Source organism: Actimicrobium sp. CCC2.4, assembly GCF_034347385.1.
Classification (GTDB): domain Bacteria; phylum Pseudomonadota; class Gammaproteobacteria; order Burkholderiales; family Burkholderiaceae_D; genus Actimicrobium.
Genome location: NZ_CP133777.1, coordinates 1,927,451 through 1,950,313, shown reverse-complemented (window position 1 = coordinate 1,950,313; position 22,863 = coordinate 1,927,451). Strand labels below are relative to the sequence as shown.

Below are 22,863 nucleotides of genomic sequence, written 5' to 3'. Positions count from 1 at the left end.
AGGTTGCCAGTGCGCTGCTCTCAGCGAAAATCACACCGGATGCGCCGGGGGTCACGCCCATTCACGCATATTTTTCGCTTGGTTAGACGGCGCAGCCAAATGCTGCTTCCGGCATGGGAAATCAGGAATTCATTGCGGTATACTGCCTGCCGCTCTGCCGTCCCTCTGGTTGGTCAAGTTTCCATCAGATTATCGCCCGCGACAGAATACCGCAAATAAGTGGCGTCGTAACCCGTAACTAACCGGAAAGCGGGCACTTTATTGCTACAAAGAACAATTTCGGTCGGCTTTTGCCTGACCATTCCATCCTTTTTTCGGGAAGTCCGGCGTCGACGCGCTGCCTTTCCGGCCCGGAGTTTTCGCACGATGAACACAGCTGCTTCCCTGATCGATTCCTCCCACCAGGATATTCCGGCCGCATGGCGCGCGGAGACGCTGGCCCAGCTGCTGCCGGGCGAAGCGCTGGTGGCGGCGGTCGAAGTCGATCTCGATGCGCGCCTGCGTTTTGCCAAGGGACTGGTGGTCGTGACCGACCAGCGCATTCTGGCCCGCGCGCCCGGCGAAACAGCCTGGCGCAACTGGCAATTCCATGCCGGCCTGCACCTGATTCATCACGACCATGCCGGCGTCGGTCATCTCGACATCGCCGACGACACCGGCCGGCTGGCCAGCTGGCGTTTTACGCTGGGCCAGAATTTGCTGGCGATGCGGCTGATCGATCAGTTCGCGGCACAGCGCGACAGCCATGTCAGCGGTGTCGCCGTCGATGCCGATGACCTGACGCTGTGCCCGAGCTGCAAGGCACCACTGGAACCGGACCAGGATGTCTGCCCGATCTGCACCAAAGTCATCCACACGCCGCCATCCACCTGGACACTGTTCCGGTTGTGGCGCTTTGCCAAACCGTACCGCGGCCAGCTGCTGCTCGGTTTCATCCTGACACTACTGGGCACTGCGGCACACATGATCCCGCCGTACCTGACTATTCCGTTGATGGACAACGTGCTGATCCCCTACCAGAACGGTCAGCAAATCGACCAGCAACTGGTCACCGTCTACCTCCTCGGATTGTTCGGTTCGGCCCTCGTCGCGTGGGCGCTGAGCTGGGCCAAAACCTATGTGCTAGCGCTCGTGTCGGAGCGCATCGGTGCCGACCTGCGCACCTCGACCTATGACCATCTGCTGCGCCTGTCGCTGGAATATTTTGGCGGCAAGCGCACCGGCGACCTGATGTCGCGCATCGGCAGCGAAAGCGATCGCATCTGCGTGTTCCTGTCGCTGCATCTGCTCGACTTCGCCACCGATGTGCTGATGATCATCATGACGGCCGCGATCCTGTTTTCGATCAATCCGTGGCTGGCGCTGGTGACGCTGCTACCGCTGCCGTTCATTGCGTGGATGATCCATGTCGTGCGCGACCGCCTGCGCACCGGCTTTGAAAAAATTGACCGGGTCTGGTCCGAAGTGACCAACGTGCTGGCCGATACGATTCCCGGCATCCGCGTGGTCAAGGCGTTTGCGCAGGAACAGCGCGAAGCGAACCGCTTCAAGGAGGCCAACAAGCACAACCTCGCCGTCAACGATCGCCTGAATAAAATCTGGTCGTTGTTCTCGCCGACGGTGTCGCTGCTGACCGAGATGGGTTTGCTGGTGGTGTGGGGCTTCGGCATCTGGCAAGTCTCGCGCGGCGAAATCACCGTCGGTGTGCTGACTGCGTTCATCGCCTACATCAGCCGCTTTTATGGCCGGCTCGATTCGATGAGCCGCATCGTCTCGGTCACGCAAAAATCCGCCTCGGCTGCCAAGCGCATCTTCGATATCCTCGACCATGTATCGAGCGTTCCGGAGCCGGCCAATCCGGTCAAGGTCGGTCGCGTCGACGGCAGCATCGAATTGCGCGATGTCGGTTTCCGCTACGGCAACCGCTCGGTCAACCGCAACATCAACCTGAGTATCAAGCCGGGCGAAATGATCGGACTGGTCGGCCACAGCGGCTCCGGCAAGAGCACGCTGGTCAATCTGATCTGCCGTTTTTACGATGTCACCGAAGGCGCCATTCTGGTCGATGGCATCGATATCCGCTCGTATGCGATCGCTGATTTCAGACGCAATATCGGCCTGGTTCTGCAAGAGCCTTTCCTGTTCTTCGGTACTATCAGCGACAACATCGCCTACGGCAAACCGGACGCCAGCCGTGCCGACATCATCGCCGCCGCGCGCGCTGCGCATGCCCACGAGTTCATTCTGCGACTGCCGCAAGGCTACGATTCAATGGTCGGCGAACGCGGCCAGGGCTTGTCCGGCGGCGAGCGCCAGCGCATCTCGATTGCGCGTGCGCTGCTGATCAATCCGCGCATCCTTATCCTGGATGAAGCAACTTCATCAGTCGATTCCGAAACCGAAAAAGAGATCCAGAAAGCCCTCGACAATCTGGTCCACGGCCGCACCACGATCGCGATTGCACACCGCCTGTCAACGCTGCACAAGGCCGACCGGCTGGTGGTGCTCGATCGCGGCGAAGTCGTCGAGATCGGCAGTCACGATGACTTGATGGCGCGCCAGGGCGCATATTTCCGGCTCTATGAAGCACAAGCGCGCAATGCCGCCAATACGATGGGAGACCTCGCATGAACGAACCGCTACCAACTACCTTCAGTCTGACTCGCAATGCGTTCGGCAAGCTGGTCCTCGTGGACGCCGCCGGCCAGACCCACGAAGGCGTCGCCCCCGTGCGGGCATTTCCGATCCAGGCCCCCGATGATGGCATTGCACTGGTCAGCACCGACGGGCGCGAAGTCGGCTGGATCGACCGGCTCGATGCGCTGCCAGTGGCCATCCGCACCCTGGTCGAAGACGAACTGAGCGGGCGCGAATTCATGCCGGAGATAAGCGCCATCCTCGACGTGACCAGCTACGCCACGCCGTGCACCTGGTCGGTCGAGACCGATCGCGGCGCGACCCGTTTCGTACTGCGCGGCGAAGAAGACATCCGCCGCGTCGACGCCGCATCACTGCTGATCTCCGACAGCCACGGCATCCATTTCCTTATCCGCGACATGCACACGATGGACAAGCTGTCGCGCAAAATTCTTGATCGGTTCCTGTAATGACTGCTACTCCCAACTCCTTTTCCACGCTGGCGCTCTCGCCATCGATGCTGGCCAATCTCGACTCGCTGGGTTATCACGAGATGACGCCCATCCAGGCTAAAAGCCTGCCGGTGATTCTCGACCGGCGCGACCTGATTGCGCAAGCCAAGACCGGTAGCGGCAAGACCGCTGCGTTTGGCATCGGCATCCTGCAACGCCTCAATCCGACCTGGTTTGCGATCCAGGCGCTGGTCATTTGTCCGACCCGCGAACTGGCCGACCAGGTCTCGAACGAGCTGCGCCGGCTGGCACGGTTTGCCGACAACACCAAGATCCTGACCCTGTGCGGCGGCGCGCCCATGCGCCCGCAAATCGCCTCGCTCGAACATGGCGCGCACATCATCGTCGGCACGCCGGGCCGTCTGCGCGATCATATCGGGCGCGGCAGCATCGACCTGTCGACGGTCCAGACGCTGGTGCTCGATGAAGCCGACCGCATGGTCGACATGGGCTTTTACGAGGAGATCTCCGGCATCGTCTCGGCCTGCCCGACGCGTCGCCAGACGCTGCTGTTTTCCGCGACCTACCCGGATGACATCCGCAAGTCGAGTGCGCCCTTCCTGCGCGACCCGACCGAAATCACGGTCGAAGCACAGCACGACGACAACCGCATCGAACAGCGTTTCTATGAAGTCGGCTATGACGACCGCAATGATGCTGTCGGCCGCCTGCTCAACAATTTCAAACCGGCATCGGCGCTAGCCTTCTGCAATACCAAGATCCATTGCCGTGAACTGGCCGATGAATTGCGGGCGCAAGGTTTTAGTGCCATGGCCTTGTATGGCGAACTCGAACAGCGCGAGCGCGATGAAATCCTGGTGCTGTTTGCCAACGGCAGCTGTTCGGTACTGGTCGCCACCGACGTAGCCGCGCGCGGACTCGATATCCAGAGCCTTGAGATGGTGATCAATGTCGATGTCTCGAAAGATACCGAAGTCCATATTCACCGGGTTGGTCGTACCGGTCGCGGCGCGGCACGCGGACTGGCCTTGAGCCTGTGCGCCCCGAATGAAAAAAAATGGGTCAAGCTGATCGAGGACTACCAGCACGGACCCGTCAGCTGGTTCGATCTGGCCGACCTCGAAGTCGCCCCCGGCCCGGCGCTGGAAGCACCGATGGTGACGCTGCTGATCATGGGCGGCAAAAAAGACAAACTGCGTCCAGGCGATCTGCTCGGCGCCCTGACCGGCGACGCGGGCCTCACCAAGGAACAGGTCGGCAAGATCAACGTGTTCGAATTCATGACCTATGTGGCACTGGACCGGCGCATCGCGAAGAAGGCGTTTGCCAAACTTGAGGGTGGCAATATCAAGGGGCGTAACTTCAAGATGCGATTTATTTGAGCGGATCAGGACGATATGGTTGACGGGCCTTGTGCGCTCGCATCAGTCGCAGCCTGAGTAAGCGCTCTCGCGCACGCCATGGTGCAATGCCCTTCGGTTATTGCCCCCAACTTTCTGCTGGTCATTGCGCCCTATCTTCTGCTGGTGATCGGCGTCAGTGTGTAAGGTGGGCACAGCACTATCGTGCCCATGCGCGTGCACAGCAAAACGATCGGCATTAGCCGGAGTCTTTGGTGCGCGCGCATCGGCATGTGATGCGGTGCCCATCCTACCGTCGGCAGCACTCTGCACCACCCGTTTCTTGTTTCACAATCCAAGGTAAGCCTTCTTGATCTCGTCGTTATTGAGCAAATCCTTGCCGGTCCCCTGCATGACGATGCGACCGGTCTGGATCACGTAGCCGTAGTCGGCAATCGCCAGCGCCTTGTGCAGACTTTGCTCGACCAGCAACACCGACACGCCTTGCGAATTGACCATCTGTATGGTGTCGAGCACCTTGGTCACGAACTTCGGTGCGATGCCCCAGGAGGGTTCGTCTAGCAGCAGCAATTTCGGCTTGGCCATCAAGCCGCGCCCGATGGCCAGCATTTGCTGCTCGCCGCCGCTCATCGTGCCGGCCAACTGGCTACGGCGATCTTTCAGGATGGGAAACAGCGTGTACATGGTATCCAGCGATTCCCGTACTTCATGCGCGTCCTGACGCGTGTAGGCTCCCAACTCCAGATTACGCTGTACCGTCAGCCTGGCAAAAATGCGCCGCCCCTCAGGTATGAGCGACATACCCATCGGTACCCGCAAATGTGCTGGCGTATTCTGGACTTCTTCGTCATTAAACTTGATCGTGCCTTCGTCCACCAGATTCAATCCGGCGATCGCGCGCAAGGTCGTCGATTTACCGTTACCGTTGCCGCCGACCAGGGCCACCAGTTTGCCGTGACCAACATCAATATCGACTTTGGAAATCGCCAGCACCTTGTCGTAGCTGACCCGCAGATTTCGGACTTGCAGCATTATTCTTCTCCCAGGTAGGCAGCAATGACTTGCGGGTTATTCGATATCTGTTGCGGCGTACCATCGGCGATTTTTTTTCCGTAGTCGAGCACCACGATGGCATTGGCAATCGGCATGATGCCTTCGAGTACGTGCTCGACGATCAGGCACGAAATGCCGCGCTGGCGGATCTTGAGTACCACCTCGACGGTTTCCTTGACCTCGGTCGGATTCAAGCCGGCCATGACTTCATCCATCAGCAGTAACTTGGGCCCGACCGCCAGCGCGCGCGCCACCGCCAGGCGGCGCTGTTCGCTGATCGTCATGCTGCCGGCCGGCTTATCCTTGAACTTGCCCAGGTTGACGAACTCCAGCAAGTTATTTGCCACCTGCCGCGCGGCACCGACATGCTTGTTTTTCAGAAAGGCACCGACCATCACGTTTTCTTGGGCGCTCATGCTGGTGAAGGTGCGCGCGACCTGAAAAGTGCGGGCAATCCCGGCCAGTGCGCATTGCTCCGGCGACAGGCCGGATATCTTTTCTTCATTCAGATAAATCTCTCCCGAGGTCGGTGGAAAGTAACCGGCGATGCAATTGAACATCGTGGTCTTGCCCGCACCATTCGGACCGATCAGGCCGACGATTTCGCCGGCCCCGAGCGAGAACGACACATCCTGATTGGCGGTGATACCACCGAATTTTTTGGTCACATTTCTGACGCTGAGCAAGCTCATTGATGTTCTCCCCGTGCTACCTGTGATTGCACTGCCTGGCGTCGTGCCATCCAGCTCTTGAACCAGCCGATCACGCCGTTCGGATAGTAGACCGCCACCACGATAATCAGCGCGGCATAAATAATCAGATCGGTACCGCGCCCGGTACCACCAAACAGCGCGCGCGTGCCTTCATCGATCAAGGTCAGGATGCCGGCACCGAGTACAGGACCGGACAGCGTGCCGATCCCGCCGAGGATGGACACCAGCGCCATCTTGATCGACAGACCGGTACCCAGTACCGACGCTGGATCGATATACAGCTCTTTCTGTGCATAGAAGCTGCCGCCGAGCGCAGTAAAAAAACTGCTGACCGCGAAGGCAATGAGCTTGTATTTGCGCAAGTTGACGCCGAGGCTGCGGGCGGCATCCGGTTCATCCTTGATGGCGCGGAAGTAGTAGCCAAAATAACTGCGTTCTATCATCAGGTTCGCCAGCAAGGTCAGCACCAGCAAGCCCAGTGCGATGTAGTAATACGGCACCTTCGAGGCGAACACGAACACGTCCCAGCCTTGCTGGTCCATCGGGATGGTCAGACCGACAGCACCGCCGGCAAATTCCCAGTTTGTAAATACGATCTGTATGATCTCGGCCACGGCGATGGTAGCCATCGCAAAGTAGTGGCCTTTGAGGCGGAAACACGACCAGCCGATGACGATGCTGATGAGTGCCGCGACGCCCCCGCCGGCAATCATCGCCAGCCACGGATTGAGCCCGAACTGGGCGAACAGCAAGGTCGACGTATAAGCGCCGATGCCATAAAACGCCGCCTGGCCAAGCGACACCTGCCCGGCATACCCGCCGACGATATTCCAGGCCACGCCCATCTGCGCCGCCATCAGGATCAGGATCGCGATGTTCTGGTGTGACGGGCTGTCAACAAACTGCGGCACGAACACAGCGATGACCAGTAGTGCCAGCATCAGCGCATAGCCGGTGCCGGCAGTCTTGCGGGGTAGCGATTGCGGCGGCTCCGCCGGTTGGGAAACGACAGCGTTATTACTCATGACAGTCCTCTCGAAGACGATAAAAAATCACGCTTTGCCCATCAGGCCTTGCGGGCGAAACATCAGGACGGCCAGGAAGAGCACCAGGACGATAGCCAGTTTGTATTGCGGTCCGAGCAAGAAGCCGCCCATCACTTCGATCACGCCCACCAGAATGCCGGCCACCAGCGCACCGACGATGCTGCCGAAACCGCCCAGATTGACCACCACGAAAGCGATAAGAATGAAGTTCGCGCCGACGTCCGGAAAAATCGGAAAAAACGTCGACAGCAAGCCACCCGCCACGCCCGCGCAGGCCGCACCGATTCCCCAGGCCAGCGCAAACATTTTTTGGGAATCGATACCCATCAGCCGGGCCGCCTCTTTGTCGGCAGCAGTCGCTTCCAGAGCGGCACCCAGCCGGGTTTTGGTGATGAACAGGTACACGCCCACCGTGACCAGAATCGCACCCACGCCGGCGGTCAGTTGTGGCGTGCCGACCTGAATCCCGGCTAGCGAAAAGTGTCCGCTGACCATCGATTTTTCGATGGTGCGGAAATCCGGTTTCCAAAGGAACTGAGCGATTCCGCGAAACAGCAGCATCAAGCCGAAGGTCGTGAATATTTGCGAGACCATCGGTGCGTTCGTGATCTTGCTGATCACGAGTTTGTAGACCACGACGCCGAGACCAAACAGGAACAGTGCCGTCAATGGCAACGTGAACATCGGATCGAGTGCGTAGAGCGAGAACATCCAGAAGCTCGAATACATGCCGAACATCAGGAATTCTCCGTGCGAAAAGTTGATGATGTCCATCACCCCGAAAATCATGGTCAGGCCAATTGCCACCAGCGCATAGATCAGGCCGATGAGCAGGCCCGACACCAGCGTCTGTACAAGTATTTCAGACATACCTTCCCCTTCGATGCTGCGAGTTAAAAAACATTGCAGTCAAAAAAAGATCCCGTCGACCAGAAGGCGGACGGGATCGCTCATCCCATTATTTGCGCTGGTCCCACTTCGGCATGGGCCAGACAACTTCCCGTGTGGCCAGTTCGAACGGCCAGACCGTGTGGTACTTGCCGTCGATGATCTGGACCAGAATGCCGGAGCCGTACATGTTCTGGCCCTTGTCATCGAACTTGATGCCTTTCCACGGCATGATGATTTTGTTGCCGGGGATATCGGTTTCGGTCAGAGCCTTGCGAATGGCTTCCGGCTCGGTCGAACCGGCGCGGTTAATGGCATCGGCCAGTGTCATCAGACCGGTGAAGGTGCGTGAGGAATTACCAGTGAAGTTGATTTTGTTACGTTCGAAAAATAGATCGTTGACTTGCTTGATCAACGGATTGTTCTTGGCCAGATCGAGCGCCCAGACATCGCGTGTAATCACGTAATCCGCGTCCTTGCCCAATGTGCGGATGAACTCGGTATCAGTGAAACCGGCATTGTTTGCGAGGATCATGTCCGGTGAAAATCCCAGTTCCTTGTAGGTCTTCATCGCCATGATGGCGTCCCCGAGATACGAGGATTGCATCACCACCTGCGGCGCCGCGGCCTTGAGCAATTGCACTTCCGATGTCAGTTGCGTGCCTTTTGCCGGATAGGAAATTGTCTTGGCGAGGTCATAGCCTTTTTCAGCGGCCAGCTTCACTTCGAGCTTGGTGGTTTCATTGCCCCACAAGGTGTTTTCATTGAATGCGGCGAGCTTCTTGACCTTGACACCTTTCCTGGCTTCGAGCTCCTTGAAGAATTCAAAAAAATTCTGTACGAACAGATCATCGTGCGCGGTGGTCCTGAAGAACCACTTAAAGTTGCGCTGTGTCAGTGATGCCGATGAGGATTCGGGATTCACGAAAGGGATTTTGTAGCGCTCCGCGACCTGGCTCGATGTCACGGTGACGTTGCTCGAATACGAGCCGACAAGGGCCACGACTTTTTCCTGCGTGATCAAGCGTTCAGCCTCGGTCGCGCCAACCTGTGGATTACCCTGATGGTCGGCGAACACCAGCTTGATCTTTGCCCCCTTGAGGTTGGGCAACCCGCCACCAGCCGAAAACGGCAGTCCGGGAACCGACTTGGCACCGTTGTTGATGATGTCGACGGCCAGTTCCAGCGCGCTTTTCATTTCGGCACCGGAGGAGGCTGCTGCTCCCGTGAGCGGATAGAGGACACCGATCCTGATTTCCTGCTGGGCGTAGGCCGATACGCTGATCGCCATCGCCGCTCCCGCCTGCACAAGGCGAATGCACATGGTTTTGACAGACATGGTGAGATGCTCCTATTTGTAGTACTGCTAACTAGATAGTCCCGTCATGAACATGAGCAGGATGGATTCGATGCAACAGCAAACCAGCCAGGTCGGAGAAGGCCATCGACGTACCGTTTGTGTGAACGATGCGCGCGGCCTCTTTTTGTGAAAAAACCGGGACGAACGCTTTTGGCGAAGGTGGCCCGTCAATTTCATCCATCCCGGCAGCACAACTTGCGACTGGTTATCCGCCGTCTGCGGCGACTACCTGCAGATGACACCAGCGCAAAAAATGGAGCCGATACCGCTATTTTTATTTGGGAAATGTTTTACTGATGAATTGTCGATAAATTATATTACCATTCAATGACAACACAACTAAAATATTACAAAATATTCAAAAGTAAAACTGCGACAATATCTTCACTTTTCAGGAAGGAAAATACGTGATGAATAACACCGAAAGTACAGCTGACACCCAAGACCAACGATGGCAATTCTGGATAGACCGCGGCGGTACCTTTACCGACATCGTCGCCAGACAGCCCGATGGCAAGCTGCTTACCCACAAACTTTTATCCGAAAATCCGGAGCAATATCCGGATGCGGCCGTCGCCGGCATCAAGCTGCTATTGGGAATTCCAGCGGATGCTGTAATTTCGCCACAAGTCGTTGACGCAGTAAAAATGGGGACTACCGTCGCGACCAACGCCCTGCTCGAGCGCAAGGGCGATCCCACCGCACTGCTGATCACACGCGGCTTTCGGGATGCGCTGCGCATTGCCTACCAGAACCGTCCCCGCCTGTTCGACCGGCATATCGTGCTGCCCGAACTGCTCTATCAGCAGGTCATTGAAATCGACGAACGCATCAGCGCGCATGGCGACGTGATCACCCCGCTCGATACGGTGCGCGCGCAACGCGATCTGCAGCAATTATTTGCCAGCGGCATCCGCTCGGTTGCCATCGTGCTGATGCATGGTTATCGCTACACGCAACATGAAGCCACACTGGCGACGCTTGCCGCAGCGGCCGGCTTCACGCAAATCTCGGTATCGCATCAGGTCAGTCCGCTAATGAAACTGATCTCGCGCGGCGACACCACCGTCGTCGATGCCTATCTGTCGCCCATCCTGCGGCGCTATGTCGACCAGGTCGCCGGCCAGATGAATGGCGTGCGACTGCTATTCATGCAAAGTAATGGCGGACTCACCGATGCCCACCGCTTCCAGGGCAAGGACTCCATCCTGTCCGGTCCGGCAGGCGGCATCGTCGGCATGGCCGGCACCGCAAAAACAGCCGGATTCGACAAGATCATCGGCTTCGACATGGGCGGTACCTCGACCGATGTCTCGCACTACGCCGGCGAATTCGAACGCGAATTCGAAACCCAGGTGGCTGGCGTACGCATGCGGGCGCCGATGATGAGCATCCATACGGTCGCTGCAGGCGGCGGCTCCATCCTGCATTTCGATGGATCACGCTATCGGGTCGGCCCCGACAGCGCGGGCGCCAATCCGGGACCGGCCAGTTACCGGCGTGGCGGTCCGCTGGCCGTCACCGACTGCAATGTGATGATCGGCAAGATCCAGCCGGATTATTTTCCGGCGGTGTTCGGCCCGCAAGCCGATGCCTCGCTCGACCATGCCGCCGTAGTCCGGAAATTCACTGAAATGGCCGAGCGCATTTCAAGCCAGACCGGCAATCGTCGCACCGCCGAGGAAGTCGCCGAAGGTTTCATCGACATCGCCGTCGGCAACATGGCTAATGCGATCAAATTTATTTCGGTCCAGCGCGGCCACGACGTCACCGAATACACTTTAAGCACCTTCGGTGGTGCCGGTGGCCAGCACGCTTGTCTGGTGGCCGATGCGCTCGGCATGACACGCGTCTTTGCCCATCCGTTTGCCGGCGTGCTGTCGGCCTATGGCATGGGACTGGCTGACCAGACTGCGATGCGTGAACAGGCGATGGAACTGGCGCTGTCGGCCTCCATCGTCGATACCGTCGAAGCAAAACTGCACCTGCTGGCGCAATCGGGCCGGGACGACTTGCTGGCACAAGGGGTCGCACCGGAACGCATTCAGGTCGTCGAGCGGGTGCACTTGCGCTATGACGGTACCGATTCGGTCATCGTCGTGCCGTATGCCGGGGTCGCGCAGATGGTGGCGCAATTCGAAGCCGCCTATAAAAAGCGCTACTCGTTCCTGATGCCCGACAAGCAACTGGTCATCGAAGCGATTTCCGTCGAGGCCATCGGCAAATCACAGGACAGCGTCGAACTGATCGAGCAATTGCCGGCGCGCGCCGGCAAGTTGCAGGCGCGCGAAACAGTGCGGGTCTTCTCGGGAGGGCAATGGCATGAAACCGGCTTGTACCTGCGCGAAGACATGCGTCCCGGCGACCTGATCCCGGGGCCGGCCATCATCGCTGAAAAAAATGCCACCAACATCGTCGAGCCCGGCTGGGTCGCCGAAGTCACGGCCCTCAATCATCTGGTCATGAATCGCGTACAAGCGCGCGTCCAGCGCAAGGCCATTGGCACCAGTGCCGATCCGGTCATGCTCGAGGTATTCAACAACCTGTTCATGAGCATTGCCGAACAGATGGGCTTGCGCCTTCAGAACACCGCGTTCTCGGTCAACATCAAGGAGCGGCTGGACTTTTCGTGTGCGCTGTTCGATGCCGATGGCAACCTGATCGCGAACGCACCGCACATCCCGGTCCACCTCGGCTCGATGGGCGAAAGCATCAAGACCATCATGCAGGAGAACGCCGGCAAGATGCGCCAGGGCGATGTCTTCATGCTCAACGATCCGTACCACGGCGGCACGCATTTGCCCGACATCACAGTCATCACGCCGGCCTTCGATGCGCGCGGCGAGCGCATCCTGTTTTATGTCGGCTCGCGCGGCCACCATGCCGATATCGGCGGTATCACGCCGGGATCGATGCCGGCCGACAGCAAGGTGGTCGAAGAAGAAGGCGTGCTGATCAACAATTTCCAGCTGGTGCGCGACGGCCGCTTTCTCGACGCCGAGACCGCCGCCCTGCTCGGCTCTGGCCGCTATCCTGCACGCAATATCCCGCAGAACATCGCCGACCTGCAAGCCCAGATCGCCGCCAACCAGAAAGGCGTCGACGAGTTGCTGAAGATGGTCGAGCACTTTGGACTCGGCGTGGTGCAAGCCTACATGCAGCATGTGCAGGACAATGCCGAGGAAGCGGTGCGGCGCGTCATCACATCGCTCAAGGATTCGAGCTATGAATACCGGCTCGACAACGGCGCACTGATCAAGGTCGCGATCCGCGTCAACCAGGCCACGCGCAGCGCCGACATCGATTTCACGGGTACCTCGCCGCAGCTCGACAACAACTTCAACGCCCCGAGTGCGATCTGCATGGCGGCCGTGCTATACGTGTTCCGCACGCTAACCGACGATGAAATCCCGCTCAATGCCGGTTGCCTGAAACCGCTCAACGTCATCATTCCACCCGGCTCAATGCTCAACCCGCATTACCCGGCAGCGGTCGTGTCGGGCAATGTCGAAACCTCCAGCTGCATCACCAATGCGCTGTATGGCGCGCTCGGCGTGCTGGCCTCGTCACCGGGAACGATGAACAACTTCACCTTCGGCAATGACGAGCACCAGTACTACGAAACCATCGCCGGCGGCTCGGGTGCCGGCAATGGTTTCGATGGCACCGACGTGGTCCAGACCCACATGACCAATTCGCGCCTGACTGATCCGGAGATCCTCGAATGGCGCTATCCGGTGCGACTCGACAGCTATGACATCCGCCCGCATTCGGGTGGCAGCGGCAAATGGCATGGCGGTAATGGCGGTACGCGTAAGATCCGTTTTCTGGAAAAGATGAGTGCGTCCATCCTGTCCAACAATCGCGTCGTCGCCCCATTCGGCGCAGCCGGTGGCGACGATGGCGAGTGCGGCAAAAACTACGTCATCCGCCACGATGGCCGCATCGAGGAGCTTGGCTTTGTGGCCAGCACCGAGATGGAAGCCGGTGACGTGTTCGTCATCGAAACCCCGGGTGGCGGCGGCTTTGGCAAGGCCAGCTGACCGGCACCATCGATAAAAAAGCCGCTCGTCCCTGGCAAGGACGAGCGGCTTTTTTTCGTATTGTGACTATCGTTAAATCTCGACCTGCGTTCCCAGTTCAATCACCCGGTTACTCGGAATCCGGTAGTAGTCCGCCGCATCGCGCGCATTGCGCGACATCGTGGCGAACAAGCGTTCGCGCCATAGCGCCATGCCGGCGTTGCCGACCGTCGGGATCACGGTCTGACGCGAAATGAAGAACGAGGTCTCCATCATCTCGAGCTCGACACCGACATTCTGGCAAACCCGCAACGCCGCCGGAATATCGCGATCGTCCTTGAAGCCGTAATCGACATTGATCTGGTAACAGTCATGCCCCAACGGCTGCACCGTCACGCGTTCCGATTCCGGTACACGCGGGATGTCGCGATTACGTATCGTCAGGAACAGCACCTGTTCATGCAGCACCTTGTTGTGGGCGAGATTGTGCAACATCGCATGCGGCACGCCGTCACCCTCGCCGCGCAGGAAAATCGCGGTACCCGGCACCCGTGTCGGCGGACTCATGAACAGCGAGGTGAGGAATTGTTCGAGCGGAATCGCATGCTTTTGCAGGTTGTCGAACACCATCTGGCGGCCGCGCTTCCAGGTCATCATGATCATGAACATGACCGCGCCCAGCACCAGCGGGAACCAGCCACCATGGGCAATCTTGAGCAGGTTGGCCGAGAAAAACGCGCTGTCGATGATAAAGAAAAAGCCGGTCGCCAGAATGCAGATCCAGAAGTTATAGCGCCACGCATAGCGCACCACGAAGAAGGTCAGGATGGTCGTCGTCGTCATCGTCGCCGTCACCGCGATGCCGTAGGCGGCCGCGAGGTTGGTCGATGAGCCGAAGCCGACCACGGCCAGGATCACCACCACCAGCTGGATCCAGTTGGCGGTCGGTATGTAGATCTGGCCGATCTCGCGCTCGGAGGTATGGTCAACCCGCATACGCGGCAAAAATCCCAGCGAGATCGCTTGCTGGGTCATCGAGAACGTCCCTGAAATGGTCGCCTGCGACGCAATCACAGTGGCCATTGTCGACAGAATCACCAGCGGATAAATGCTCCAGGCACCGAGCTGGTTATAGAACGGATTGGCAATCGCGCTCGGGTCTGCCAGCAGCAAGCCGCCCTGCCCGAGATAGTTCAGCGCCAGCGCCGGAAACACGATCAGCGACCAGGCCAGCCGGATCGGCCGGCGGCCGAAGTGCCCCATGTCGGCATACAGCGCTTCGGCACCGGTGAACGCCAGCACGATGGCGCCCAGTGCGATGAATGCCATCCATGGATTACTGGCCAGGAAGGTCAACGCGTACAGCGGATTAAGCGCGCCGATGATTTGCGGCATGCGGGCAATATTGATGGCACCCATAGTCGCCAGTGTTGCAAACCAGACCAGCATCACAAAGCCGAACCATTTGCCGATACCGGCCGAGCCTTTGTACTGGACCAGATACAAGGCCACCAGCACCACCACGGTGAGCGGTACCACATAGGCCTTGAATGCCGGCGTCGCCAGTTCCAGGCCCTCAAAGGCCGACAGCACCGAGATCGCCGGGGTAATCACGCTATCGCCATAAAACAAGGCCGCGCCCAGCAAACCGACGATGGTCAGTGGCCGGTACCAGGCTGATTTCTGGGTCACTGAGGACAGCGCCAGCGCCATCAGCGCCATGATGCCGCCTTCGCCGCGGTTATCGGCACGCAGGATCAGCGTCACGTATTTGAGCGACACGATAATCGTCAGGCCCCAGACAATCAGCGACACGATGCCGAACAGGTTGGCATGGTTGAGCGGTACGCCATGGCTGCCGGAGAACACTTCTTTGAGTGCATACAGAGGGCTGGTACCGATGTCGCCGTAGACGACGCCGATGGCACCGAGGGTCAGGCCAGCGATATTTTTGGAAGAGGTCGAGGTCGTCATGGGAGGTCGGGAACGTTATTCGGGGAGGTCGTGGATCTGGTCAGGGACCGAATCGTAGCATTGTTCGGGCCGCATTTCGCTGACAAGCGCACAGCTTGCAACAGCCAAACAATTTTTGCTAAAAACCAACTCAACAACCGCACTACGCGTCGCGCATCATGCCGTCAAATTCGCCAGCAAGGCATCGACCCGTACCAGCACTACGCCCTCATTATGCTTGGCCAGCACCCGCATCGCCGCGCCCTGTCCGCTGGCCGCGCGCCATTCTTTCCAGGCCACTGCCGCGCCGGACGGAAAGACAATTTCGCCATCCAAAGGCAGCAGCGTCCCGACCTGCGTGAGCAAGGCCAGCCCATCAGCCAGCGCCGCTGGCGTGGTCGGCTGCAACAGGATGTCAAGGTCGGAACTCTCGCGCAGATACGGCAAACCGGTGATCGCCTGCAGCGCCGCCGAACCGAATACCGCAAGCGGCATCGCCGCTGCCGGCAACGCCGCTTGCCATGCCGGTGGTAACACGAAGCGCACTTCGGCCAGCGTCAGCGGCGGGCGCGAGCGCGTGACTTCGTTGATCGCGATCCGCAATGGCAGCCGGTACTTGATGCCCGACTCCGGTTCCGGTGGCAAAGCCAGCCCGACGCAGACTTGACCGGTCGGACAATCGACTTCATGACGCCGCACAATCACCGGCCAGTCGGCCGCACACCAGCGCTCGACTGCCGCGTGATGCCTCGCCTCGACCTGCGCGCGGGCCGAGGCCCAACCCGCTGCCGACAAAGTCAACAGGCTATGACGCGACAGCATCCGACACCGGTCGCGCCATCTTGCGACCACCGCGTTCCAGTCCGAGCGTGCTGCGCCGGTCGAGCGGATCCGCCGCGGCCAGTGCCTCGACCAAGCGCAGCGACAGGTCACCCTGCCAGATCGCCTGCAAGCCACCCATGCGCACGTAGTTTTCCGGACCGGGCGCGAAGACCGGATTGTCCTTGGCCAGTTCGATCAAGCGCTCTTCCGGCACTTTGGTGATGCGCGCCATTGCCGGCAAACCCATCACGCGAATCGTCGTGCCCGGCAGCGCGTAGCAATCGTCAGCCATCAAGCCGCTGGTAATGAATCCGCCCGACAGCGCCTGGTCATACACCAGACCGATGACGCGATGCCCGCTTTGGCGTGCCAGTGCAATGCACTTGCCGAGGTGCGCCATATAGCTATTGATGCCCAACATTTCATCGCGGTGGCGCAGGCGCTGGCCTTGGGTATCGACCAGAATCAGAATCGGCCGCTGCGGAAAATCGCGCACCGTCGCCAGCACCGCGCGGGCTTGCGCCAGCGCGATCTCAACGCCTATCGGCGTGTGGTCGGTGGTGCCGATGACCGCAACCGTGGTGTCGCCGACCATCGCGGTGCCGGACAGAAATGAGTCCGATGCAGTGATCTGATGGCCTTGCGGAAAAAGCTGTGTCGCCAGTGTTTGCCAATCCATCAGTGGCTCCTTGCTGTGGAAGTCGATACCAGCGCCATGAAGTCATCGGCTTCCAGCATCGCGATGGCTTGCGGATCTGCGATACCGAGCTGACGCCAGATGGCCATCGGCTCGGTCTGCATGCCGAAGCGGTCGATCCGGTCTTGCAGCATGTGTTGCTCGGCTTCGAGTGCCGCCAGTGTCAACGGGATAGTTTTGTCGTAAGCGGCAGCGACCAGTTCCAGCGCCGCCGATCTGAATGCATCGATGCTGTCATCGACCAGCCGGTCGCAATCACCGAGCAGGTAACGATGCTTGCCACCGGTGGTGCGCCAGACCAGCCCGCGATCGCGTGAATCGAATTCCTCGACGCCGCTGGCTGTCTCGATGACTTCCGGACCCGACATCGCCAGCCGGCCTTGCTCGGACATCACGATCGCATTCGCGCAACGGGCCACGATGCCCATGCCGCCGAAGCAGCCGTTCGAGCCGCCGACCAGCACCACCACCGCAATGCCGGCGGCACGCACATCGAGCAAGGCGCGCATCACTTCCGAGACCGCAATCAGTCCGGCATTGGCTTCATGCAAACGCACACCACCGGTTTCGAGCAGCAGCAACACTGCATGGGGCCGTTCGACAAGCGCGCGTCGCAACAGGCCGACCAGCTTCGCGCCATGCACTTCGCCGACCGCGCCGCCCATGAAACCGCCCTCTTGTGCGGCAGCGAAAAACTGTTTTTCGTCCAACACGCCACGACCAATCACGACGCCATCATCGAACGCAGTGGGCGCATCGAGCTGGGCCAGATGCGGACTGACGAAGCGTGCTGCCGGCGGCAACCACTCTGCAAAATTGTCAGGACCGAACAGCAGCGCAAGGCGTTCACGCGCAGTCGATTCCAGATAGCTGTTCATGCGTGTGCTCCCAGCAGGGACTCGACGGCCTGATCGAGTCGCAGGCTGACCACGGCCGGCGTCGCGCCCATGTCATTGATCGAAATCCGCACGTCGGCCAGTTGCCAGCGCGCGTGAAAATCACTCATCACTGCTTGCCAGATCGTGCCGAAACCGCGTGCGGCAGTCTGCACTTCAATCTCGCAACCGCCCTGCAAGTCGGCCGGTTCGACCAGCACTTCCAGATTGCCGGAGCTGACCACGCCGACCAGTAGCGCCTGCTGCTGGCCACGTCGCTGGCCGCCATCGAATCGATAGTTCAAGGTTTCCATAAGCTCTCATTTACCAGTTACGGAAACGTTCCGGCGGCTGGTACAGCCCGCCCGACGCCCGCACCAGGTCTTTCATGTTTTTTGCTGCCAGCAAATCGCGCGTGGCCAGTCGCTTGTCGATACCGATGTCTTCCGGACGCACGATGATGCCGCGATCGCGCAGGTTCTCGACCATGCGCTTGTCACGCGCGAGGCCGACCGGCGTGTAGCCGGCCACGCCACGGATCGCCTGTTCGCGCTCGGCATCGCTGCGGCATAACAGCAGATTGGCGATGCCTTCTTCGGTCAGGATATGGGTCACGTCGTCGCCGTAAATCATCACCGGCGGCAGCGCCATGCCGGCCTGTTCGGCCAAGTCCCACGCATCGAGTTTGTCGACGAAGGCCGGCTGCATGTGTTCGCGAAAGGTCTCGACAATTTGCACCACCAGTTTCTGACCGCGCGGCATGCGGTTGCGGCCGGCACCGGCTTGCTGGCCGGCTTTCAGCCAGGCCGGACTGGCATGGCGACGGCCTCGGGCATCAGCACCCATATTGGGAGCACCGCCAAAACCGGCGATGCGGCCCTGCGTGGCAGTCGATGAATTGCCCTGCAAATCGATCTGCAAGGTCGACCCGATGAACATGTCGCATGCGTAATGACCAGCGGCCTGGCACAACGCGCGGTTGCTGCGCATCGAGCCATCCGGGCCGGTGAAAAACACGTCGGGCCGCGCGCTGATGTAGGCTTCCATGCCGAGCTCGGAGCCGAACGAATGGACCGATTCGACGAAGCCTGCCTCGATCGCCGGGATCAGTGCCGGATGCGGATTGAGCGCCCAGTGACTGGCGATCTTGCCGCGCAGGCCGAGCGATTCGGCATAGGTCGGCAACAGCAATTCGATCGCAGCGGTGTCGAAGCCGATGCCGTGGTTCAGGCGCTGCACGCCGTACTCGGCGTAGATGCCCTTGATGGCCATCATCGCCATCAAGACCTGGATTTCAGAGATCTGTGCCGGATCACGCGTGAACAGCGGTTCGATGTAATACGGCGTCGGCGATTCGATCACGTAATCGACCCAGTCGGCCGGAATATCGACGCGCGGCAGCACGTCCATGATGCGATTGACCTGCACGATGACGATGCCGCTCTTGAAGGCCGTCGCCTCGACGATGGCCGGCGTGTCTTCGGTGTTCGGGCCGGTGTACAGATTGCCGTAGCGGTCGGCGGCTTCGGCGGCGATCAGCGAAACCCGCGGCGTCAGGTCGACAAAATAGCGGCCGAACAGTTCGAGGTAAGTATGGATCGCGCCGATATCAAGCTTGCCAGTGCTGACCAGCCGCGCCAGCCGCGCTGCCTGCGGACCGGAAAACGAAAAGTCGAGCTTGGACGCGATGCCGTTGTCGAACACGTCCAGATGCTCGGGCAGGGCCAGCACCGATTGCAGCATGTGCAAGTGATTGATGCGCAATGGATCGAGTGCGGCCAGTGCCTTGCCCAGAAAATCCGCCTGCTTCTGGTTATTCCCTTCGAGGCAGACGCGGTCGCCGCATTCGAGCACCGCATGCAACAGGTCGGTGGTGCGACCGTCCGGCACCAGCTTGCCGGCCAGGTCGCTGCCGAGCTGTTCGCGCACCCGCGCAAGGCGGGCATCGCGGTTACGCTGCTGGTGATTCCAGATGCGCGTTGGTACCGCAGCTGCGTTCATTTACTTCGCCCCCATCAGCATCGCTGGCAGTCCGGTGGCGATCTCCGGGAACACGCACAGCAGGATCACGGCGACAAACATCAGGCCCACGAAGGGCATCACGCCGACGATCACATCTTTCAGCGGAATGTCCGGTGCGATGTTCTTGATGACGAAAATATTCAGCCCGACCGGCGGATGAATCAAGCCCATTTCCATCACGATAGTCATCACCACGCCGAACCAGATCAGGTCGAAACCGGCAGCTTTCAGTGGCGGCAAAATGATAGGCGCGGTCATCAGGATGATCGATACCGGCGGCAGGAAAAAGCCGAACACCACCACCATCAGCAGGATCACCGTCAGCAAGACCCACTTCGACAATTCCATCGCCACCACCCACTGCGCGGCCGACTGGCTGATGTGCAGGTAGCTCATCACGTACGAATACAGCAGCGACATCCCGATGATCAGCAACAGCATCGACGATTCCTTGATGGTCGAACTGAGGATAGGTGCGAGGTCGCGTGGCTTCCAGATGCCGTAGACGATGGCGATCAGCACCAGTGCCAGCATCGCGCCGAGGCCGGCGGTCTCGGACGGCGTGGCATATCCGCCGTACAGCGCCACCATCACGCCCAGCAGCAGCACGATGAACGGCAACACGCGCGGCAGCATTTCGACTTTCTGGGCCAGCGTGAAGTGTTCGACTTCGAGGTAGGCCGAGGCCGTGCCATTGTTTAGAAAAGCTGCATGCGCAAGCCGGTATTCCTTGCGTGCCCGATACACCGCGTAACCCGAGAACAGCCCGACCAGCAACATGCCCGGTCCGATCCCGGCGAGGAACAAGCGACCCAGCGATTGCTCGGCAGCGACTGCGTACAGGATCATCGTGATCGATGGCGGCAGCAGGATGCCCAGCGTGCCACCGGCGGCGATGATGCCGGCCGCGAAGCCGGGCGAATACCCGCGCCGGCGCATTTCCGGAATACCGGCCGAGCCGATCGCCGAACAGGTTGCCGGCGATGAGCCTGCCATCGCCGCAAACAGAGCGCAGGCAAACACGTTGGCAATCCCGAGTCCGCCCGGCACCTTGTGCAACCAGGTGTGGATGGCCGAGTACAGGTCTTTTCCGGCCGGTGATTTGCCGATGGCCGCACCCTTCAAAATGAACAGCGGAATCGACAGCAAGGTGATCGACGCCATCTCTTCATAGACGTTTTGGGTGACCGTATCGAGTGACGAGGCCGGCATGAAAAAGTACATGAAGCTGACGGCAACCACGCCCAGCGCGAACGCAATCGGCATCCCGGAAAACATCACTACCAGCGTGGCCACGCCATACATCAAGCCCAGGGTCAGTTCGCTCATGGCGCGCTCCGCTCATTTGTTTTATTCGTTGCGCGAACCAGTATCTGCATCGCAATCTGTAGTGCCAGCAAGCTCATGCCAAACGCCATCATCCCGTACGGAATCCACAGCGGCGGCGCGAAGGTCGAACTGGTGGTGAAGCCTTCGACATAGGCTTCATGGAACAAGGCCCACGATTTCCATGAAAAGAACAGGCAGAACAGCAGCGACATCACGTCGACGAACATCATTCGCGCCGCATTGACGCGCGGCGACAGGATGGACGCCAGCGCTTCGATGCCGATGTGACCGCGCAGCGCTTGCACGTAGGCGCAACAAAAGAAGGTCACGCCGACCAGCATGAAGACCGAGGCTTCGTCCTGCCAGTCGGTCGGCAGCTTGAAAAAATAGCGCGACACCACCGAATACGTCAGCACAAGCGCAGTGAGGATCAAGGCGCCCATCGACAACATCAGCAAGCCGCGATTGAAGGCGTCGAGCGCCCTCGACAGCTTCGCGACCAGCGGATGATCCGGCTCTGCCGGTCCTTTCACCGGCTCGAGTTCAAAACCATGACTCATAGTGTTTTCTCAGCCAGCTTGAGCAAATTGGCGCAATTGGCATTGCGTTCGGCGTAGTCTTTCCAGGCCGTGGCGCGGGCGATGGTTTGCCATTTCTTGACGGTGGCATCGCTCAGGTCAACCACTTTTGCGCCGGCTTTCTGGTACACGGCAGCGACCAGCGAATCGTCGGTTTGGGCCGACTTACGCGCCATCGTTTCGAGCTCGCCACCGACGGCCATGATGATGGCCTGCTGGTCCTTGCTGAGTTTGTCGAAGATCGCTTTCGACATCATCAGCGGTTCGAACATGAACCAGTAAGCCTTGCCGCGACCGGTGGTCAGGCTCTTCGAGACTTCTTCGAGACGGAATGAAATCAGCGAGGTCGATGAGGTCAGCGCCGCATCCATCGCGCCGGTCTGCATGGCCGCATAAATCTCGTTCGATGGCAGCGATACCACGGCAGCGCCGGCAGCTTTCAGGATCAGGTCCATCTCGCGCGAGCCGCCGCGTATCTTCAGGCCCTTCGCATCTTCCGGTTCGACGATAGGAATCGTGCGGGAGGCAACACCACCGGCCTGCCAGATCCAGCTGACGACGACGATGCCTTTTTCGAGCAGCAGGCGATTGAGTTCACGACCGACCTCGGCGTTTTTCCAGCCATAGCCTTGTTCGTAGGAGGTGACCAGGCCAGGCATCAGGCCGATGTTGACTTCCGGCATTTCACCGCCGGCATACGACAGCGGTACCAGCGACATGTCAAGCGCACCCTTGCGCATCGACGAGAACTGCGCATTGGTTTTCATCAGCGACGAGCCCGGATAGACCTCGAACTTCAGGCTGCCTTTGCTGCGCTTTTCGACTTCGGTGGCGAACTGGCGGCACAGGCGGTCGCGGAAATCGCCTTCGGTGGCGGTGCCGCCCGGGAACTGGTGCGAGATCTTCAGCGCCGTGGTCTGGGCCCAGGCAGCAGGAATGGAAAACAAAGGGCTGGCCGCGATGGCGCCCAGCAGGGTTCTGCGGGTAGTTGAAAACATGGTGTCTCCTCGATGGGATGGTTTTTTTGCCGATGC

General features: G+C 59.6%; 18 protein-coding genes. 4 read left to right on the top strand and 14 right to left on the bottom strand.

Annotated elements, in window-relative coordinates:
• Positions 1-366: 366 nt before the first annotated feature.
• The 3 genes from RHM62_RS09110 to dbpA are packed head-to-tail and all read left to right on the top strand — an operon-like array spanning position 367 to position 4,492.
• On the top strand, positions 367-2,631 hold the full coding sequence (locus RHM62_RS09110) for an ABC transporter transmembrane domain-containing protein (RefSeq protein WP_322125172.1): 2,265 nt from the start codon (positions 367-369) through the stop codon (positions 2,629-2,631).
• Positions 2,628-3,107, top strand: coding sequence for a DUF1854 domain-containing protein (locus RHM62_RS09105; RefSeq protein ID WP_322125171.1), 480 nt, complete (start codon positions 2,628-2,630; stop codon positions 3,105-3,107). Before RHM62_RS09110 ends, RHM62_RS09105 begins: the two co-directional genes overlap by 4 nt.
• Entirely contained in the window at positions 3,107-4,492 is a 1,386-nt protein-coding gene (gene dbpA / locus RHM62_RS09100; protein WP_322125170.1) for an ATP-dependent RNA helicase DbpA, read from the top strand. The genes RHM62_RS09105 and dbpA overlap by 1 nt, the downstream gene beginning before the upstream one ends.
• 306 nt (positions 4,493-4,798) lie before the next feature.
• On the opposite strand, the gene RHM62_RS09095 is transcribed toward dbpA, so the two are convergent.
• The 5 genes from RHM62_RS09095 to RHM62_RS09075 all read right to left on the bottom strand — a co-directional run bounded on the left by RHM62_RS09095 (position 4,799) and on the right by RHM62_RS09075 (position 9,510).
• Positions 4,799-5,503, bottom strand: coding sequence for an ABC transporter ATP-binding protein (locus RHM62_RS09095; protein ID WP_322125169.1), 705 nt, complete (start codon positions 5,501-5,503; stop codon positions 4,799-4,801).
• Positions 5,503-6,216, bottom strand: a complete 714-nt coding sequence (locus RHM62_RS09090; RefSeq protein ID WP_322125168.1) for an ABC transporter ATP-binding protein — start codon at positions 6,214-6,216, stop codon at positions 5,503-5,505. Before RHM62_RS09090 ends, RHM62_RS09095 begins: the two co-directional genes overlap by 1 nt.
• The gene (locus RHM62_RS09085) at positions 6,213-7,262 is read right to left on the bottom strand and encodes a branched-chain amino acid ABC transporter permease (protein ID WP_322125167.1); all 1,050 of its coding nucleotides are present in this window, start codon (positions 7,260-7,262) and stop codon (positions 6,213-6,215) included. Before RHM62_RS09085 ends, RHM62_RS09090 begins: the two co-directional genes overlap by 4 nt.
• 27 nt (positions 7,263-7,289) lie before the next feature.
• Complete coding sequence (locus RHM62_RS09080; RefSeq protein ID WP_322125166.1) at positions 7,290-8,153, bottom strand: branched-chain amino acid ABC transporter permease; 864 nt, start codon at positions 8,151-8,153, stop codon at positions 7,290-7,292.
• An 88-nt stretch (positions 8,154-8,241) separates the two neighbouring features.
• Entirely contained in the window at positions 8,242-9,510 is a 1,269-nt protein-coding gene (locus tag RHM62_RS09075; RefSeq protein WP_322125165.1) for an ABC transporter substrate-binding protein, read from the bottom strand.
• A gap of 431 nt (positions 9,511-9,941) precedes the next feature.
• Here RHM62_RS09075 and RHM62_RS09070 point away from each other — a divergent pair, with 431 nt between their 5' ends.
• On the top strand, positions 9,942-13,574 hold the full coding sequence (locus RHM62_RS09070) for a hydantoinase B/oxoprolinase family protein (protein WP_322125164.1): 3,633 nt from the start codon (positions 9,942-9,944) through the stop codon (positions 13,572-13,574).
• A gap of 72 nt (positions 13,575-13,646) precedes the next feature.
• On the opposite strand, the gene RHM62_RS09065 is transcribed toward RHM62_RS09070, so the two are convergent.
• The 9 genes from RHM62_RS09065 to dctP all read right to left on the bottom strand — a co-directional run bounded on the left by RHM62_RS09065 (position 13,647) and on the right by dctP (position 22,827).
• Positions 13,647-15,527, bottom strand: a complete 1,881-nt coding sequence (locus tag RHM62_RS09065; protein ID WP_322125163.1) for a potassium transporter Kup — start codon at positions 15,525-15,527, stop codon at positions 13,647-13,649.
• A 156-nt stretch (positions 15,528-15,683) separates the two neighbouring features.
• A complete protein-coding gene (mdcG, locus tag RHM62_RS09060; RefSeq protein WP_322125162.1) occupies positions 15,684-16,328 on the bottom strand; it encodes a malonate decarboxylase holo-[acyl-carrier-protein] synthase in 645 nt (214 codons plus the stop codon).
• Positions 16,312-17,007, bottom strand: coding sequence for a biotin-independent malonate decarboxylase subunit gamma (mdcE, locus tag RHM62_RS09055; RefSeq protein ID WP_322125161.1), 696 nt, complete (start codon positions 17,005-17,007; stop codon positions 16,312-16,314). The genes mdcG and mdcE overlap by 17 nt, the downstream gene beginning before the upstream one ends.
• Entirely contained in the window at positions 17,007-17,903 is an 897-nt protein-coding gene (locus RHM62_RS09050; protein WP_322125160.1) for a biotin-independent malonate decarboxylase subunit beta, read from the bottom strand. Before RHM62_RS09050 ends, mdcE begins: the two co-directional genes overlap by 1 nt.
• A complete protein-coding gene (mdcC, locus tag RHM62_RS09045; RefSeq protein WP_322125159.1) occupies positions 17,900-18,214 on the bottom strand; it encodes a malonate decarboxylase acyl carrier protein in 315 nt (104 codons plus the stop codon). Before mdcC ends, RHM62_RS09050 begins: the two co-directional genes overlap by 4 nt.
• 10 nt (positions 18,215-18,224) lie before the next feature.
• Positions 18,225-19,901: a malonate decarboxylase subunit alpha gene (gene mdcA, locus RHM62_RS09040; protein WP_322125158.1), complete on the bottom strand. Its 1,677-nt coding sequence runs from the start codon at positions 19,899-19,901 to the stop codon at positions 18,225-18,227.
• Positions 19,902-21,251, bottom strand: a complete 1,350-nt coding sequence (locus tag RHM62_RS09035) for a TRAP transporter large permease (protein WP_322125157.1) — start codon at positions 21,249-21,251, stop codon at positions 19,902-19,904. It lies immediately after the preceding gene.
• Entirely contained in the window at positions 21,248-21,811 is a 564-nt protein-coding gene (locus tag RHM62_RS09030; RefSeq protein WP_322125156.1) for a TRAP transporter small permease, read from the bottom strand. Before RHM62_RS09030 ends, RHM62_RS09035 begins: the two co-directional genes overlap by 4 nt.
• On the bottom strand, positions 21,808-22,827 hold the full coding sequence (gene dctP, locus RHM62_RS09025; RefSeq protein WP_322125155.1) for a TRAP transporter substrate-binding protein DctP: 1,020 nt from the start codon (positions 22,825-22,827) through the stop codon (positions 21,808-21,810). The genes RHM62_RS09030 and dctP overlap by 4 nt, the downstream gene beginning before the upstream one ends.
• Positions 22,828-22,863: the final 36 nt, after the last annotated feature.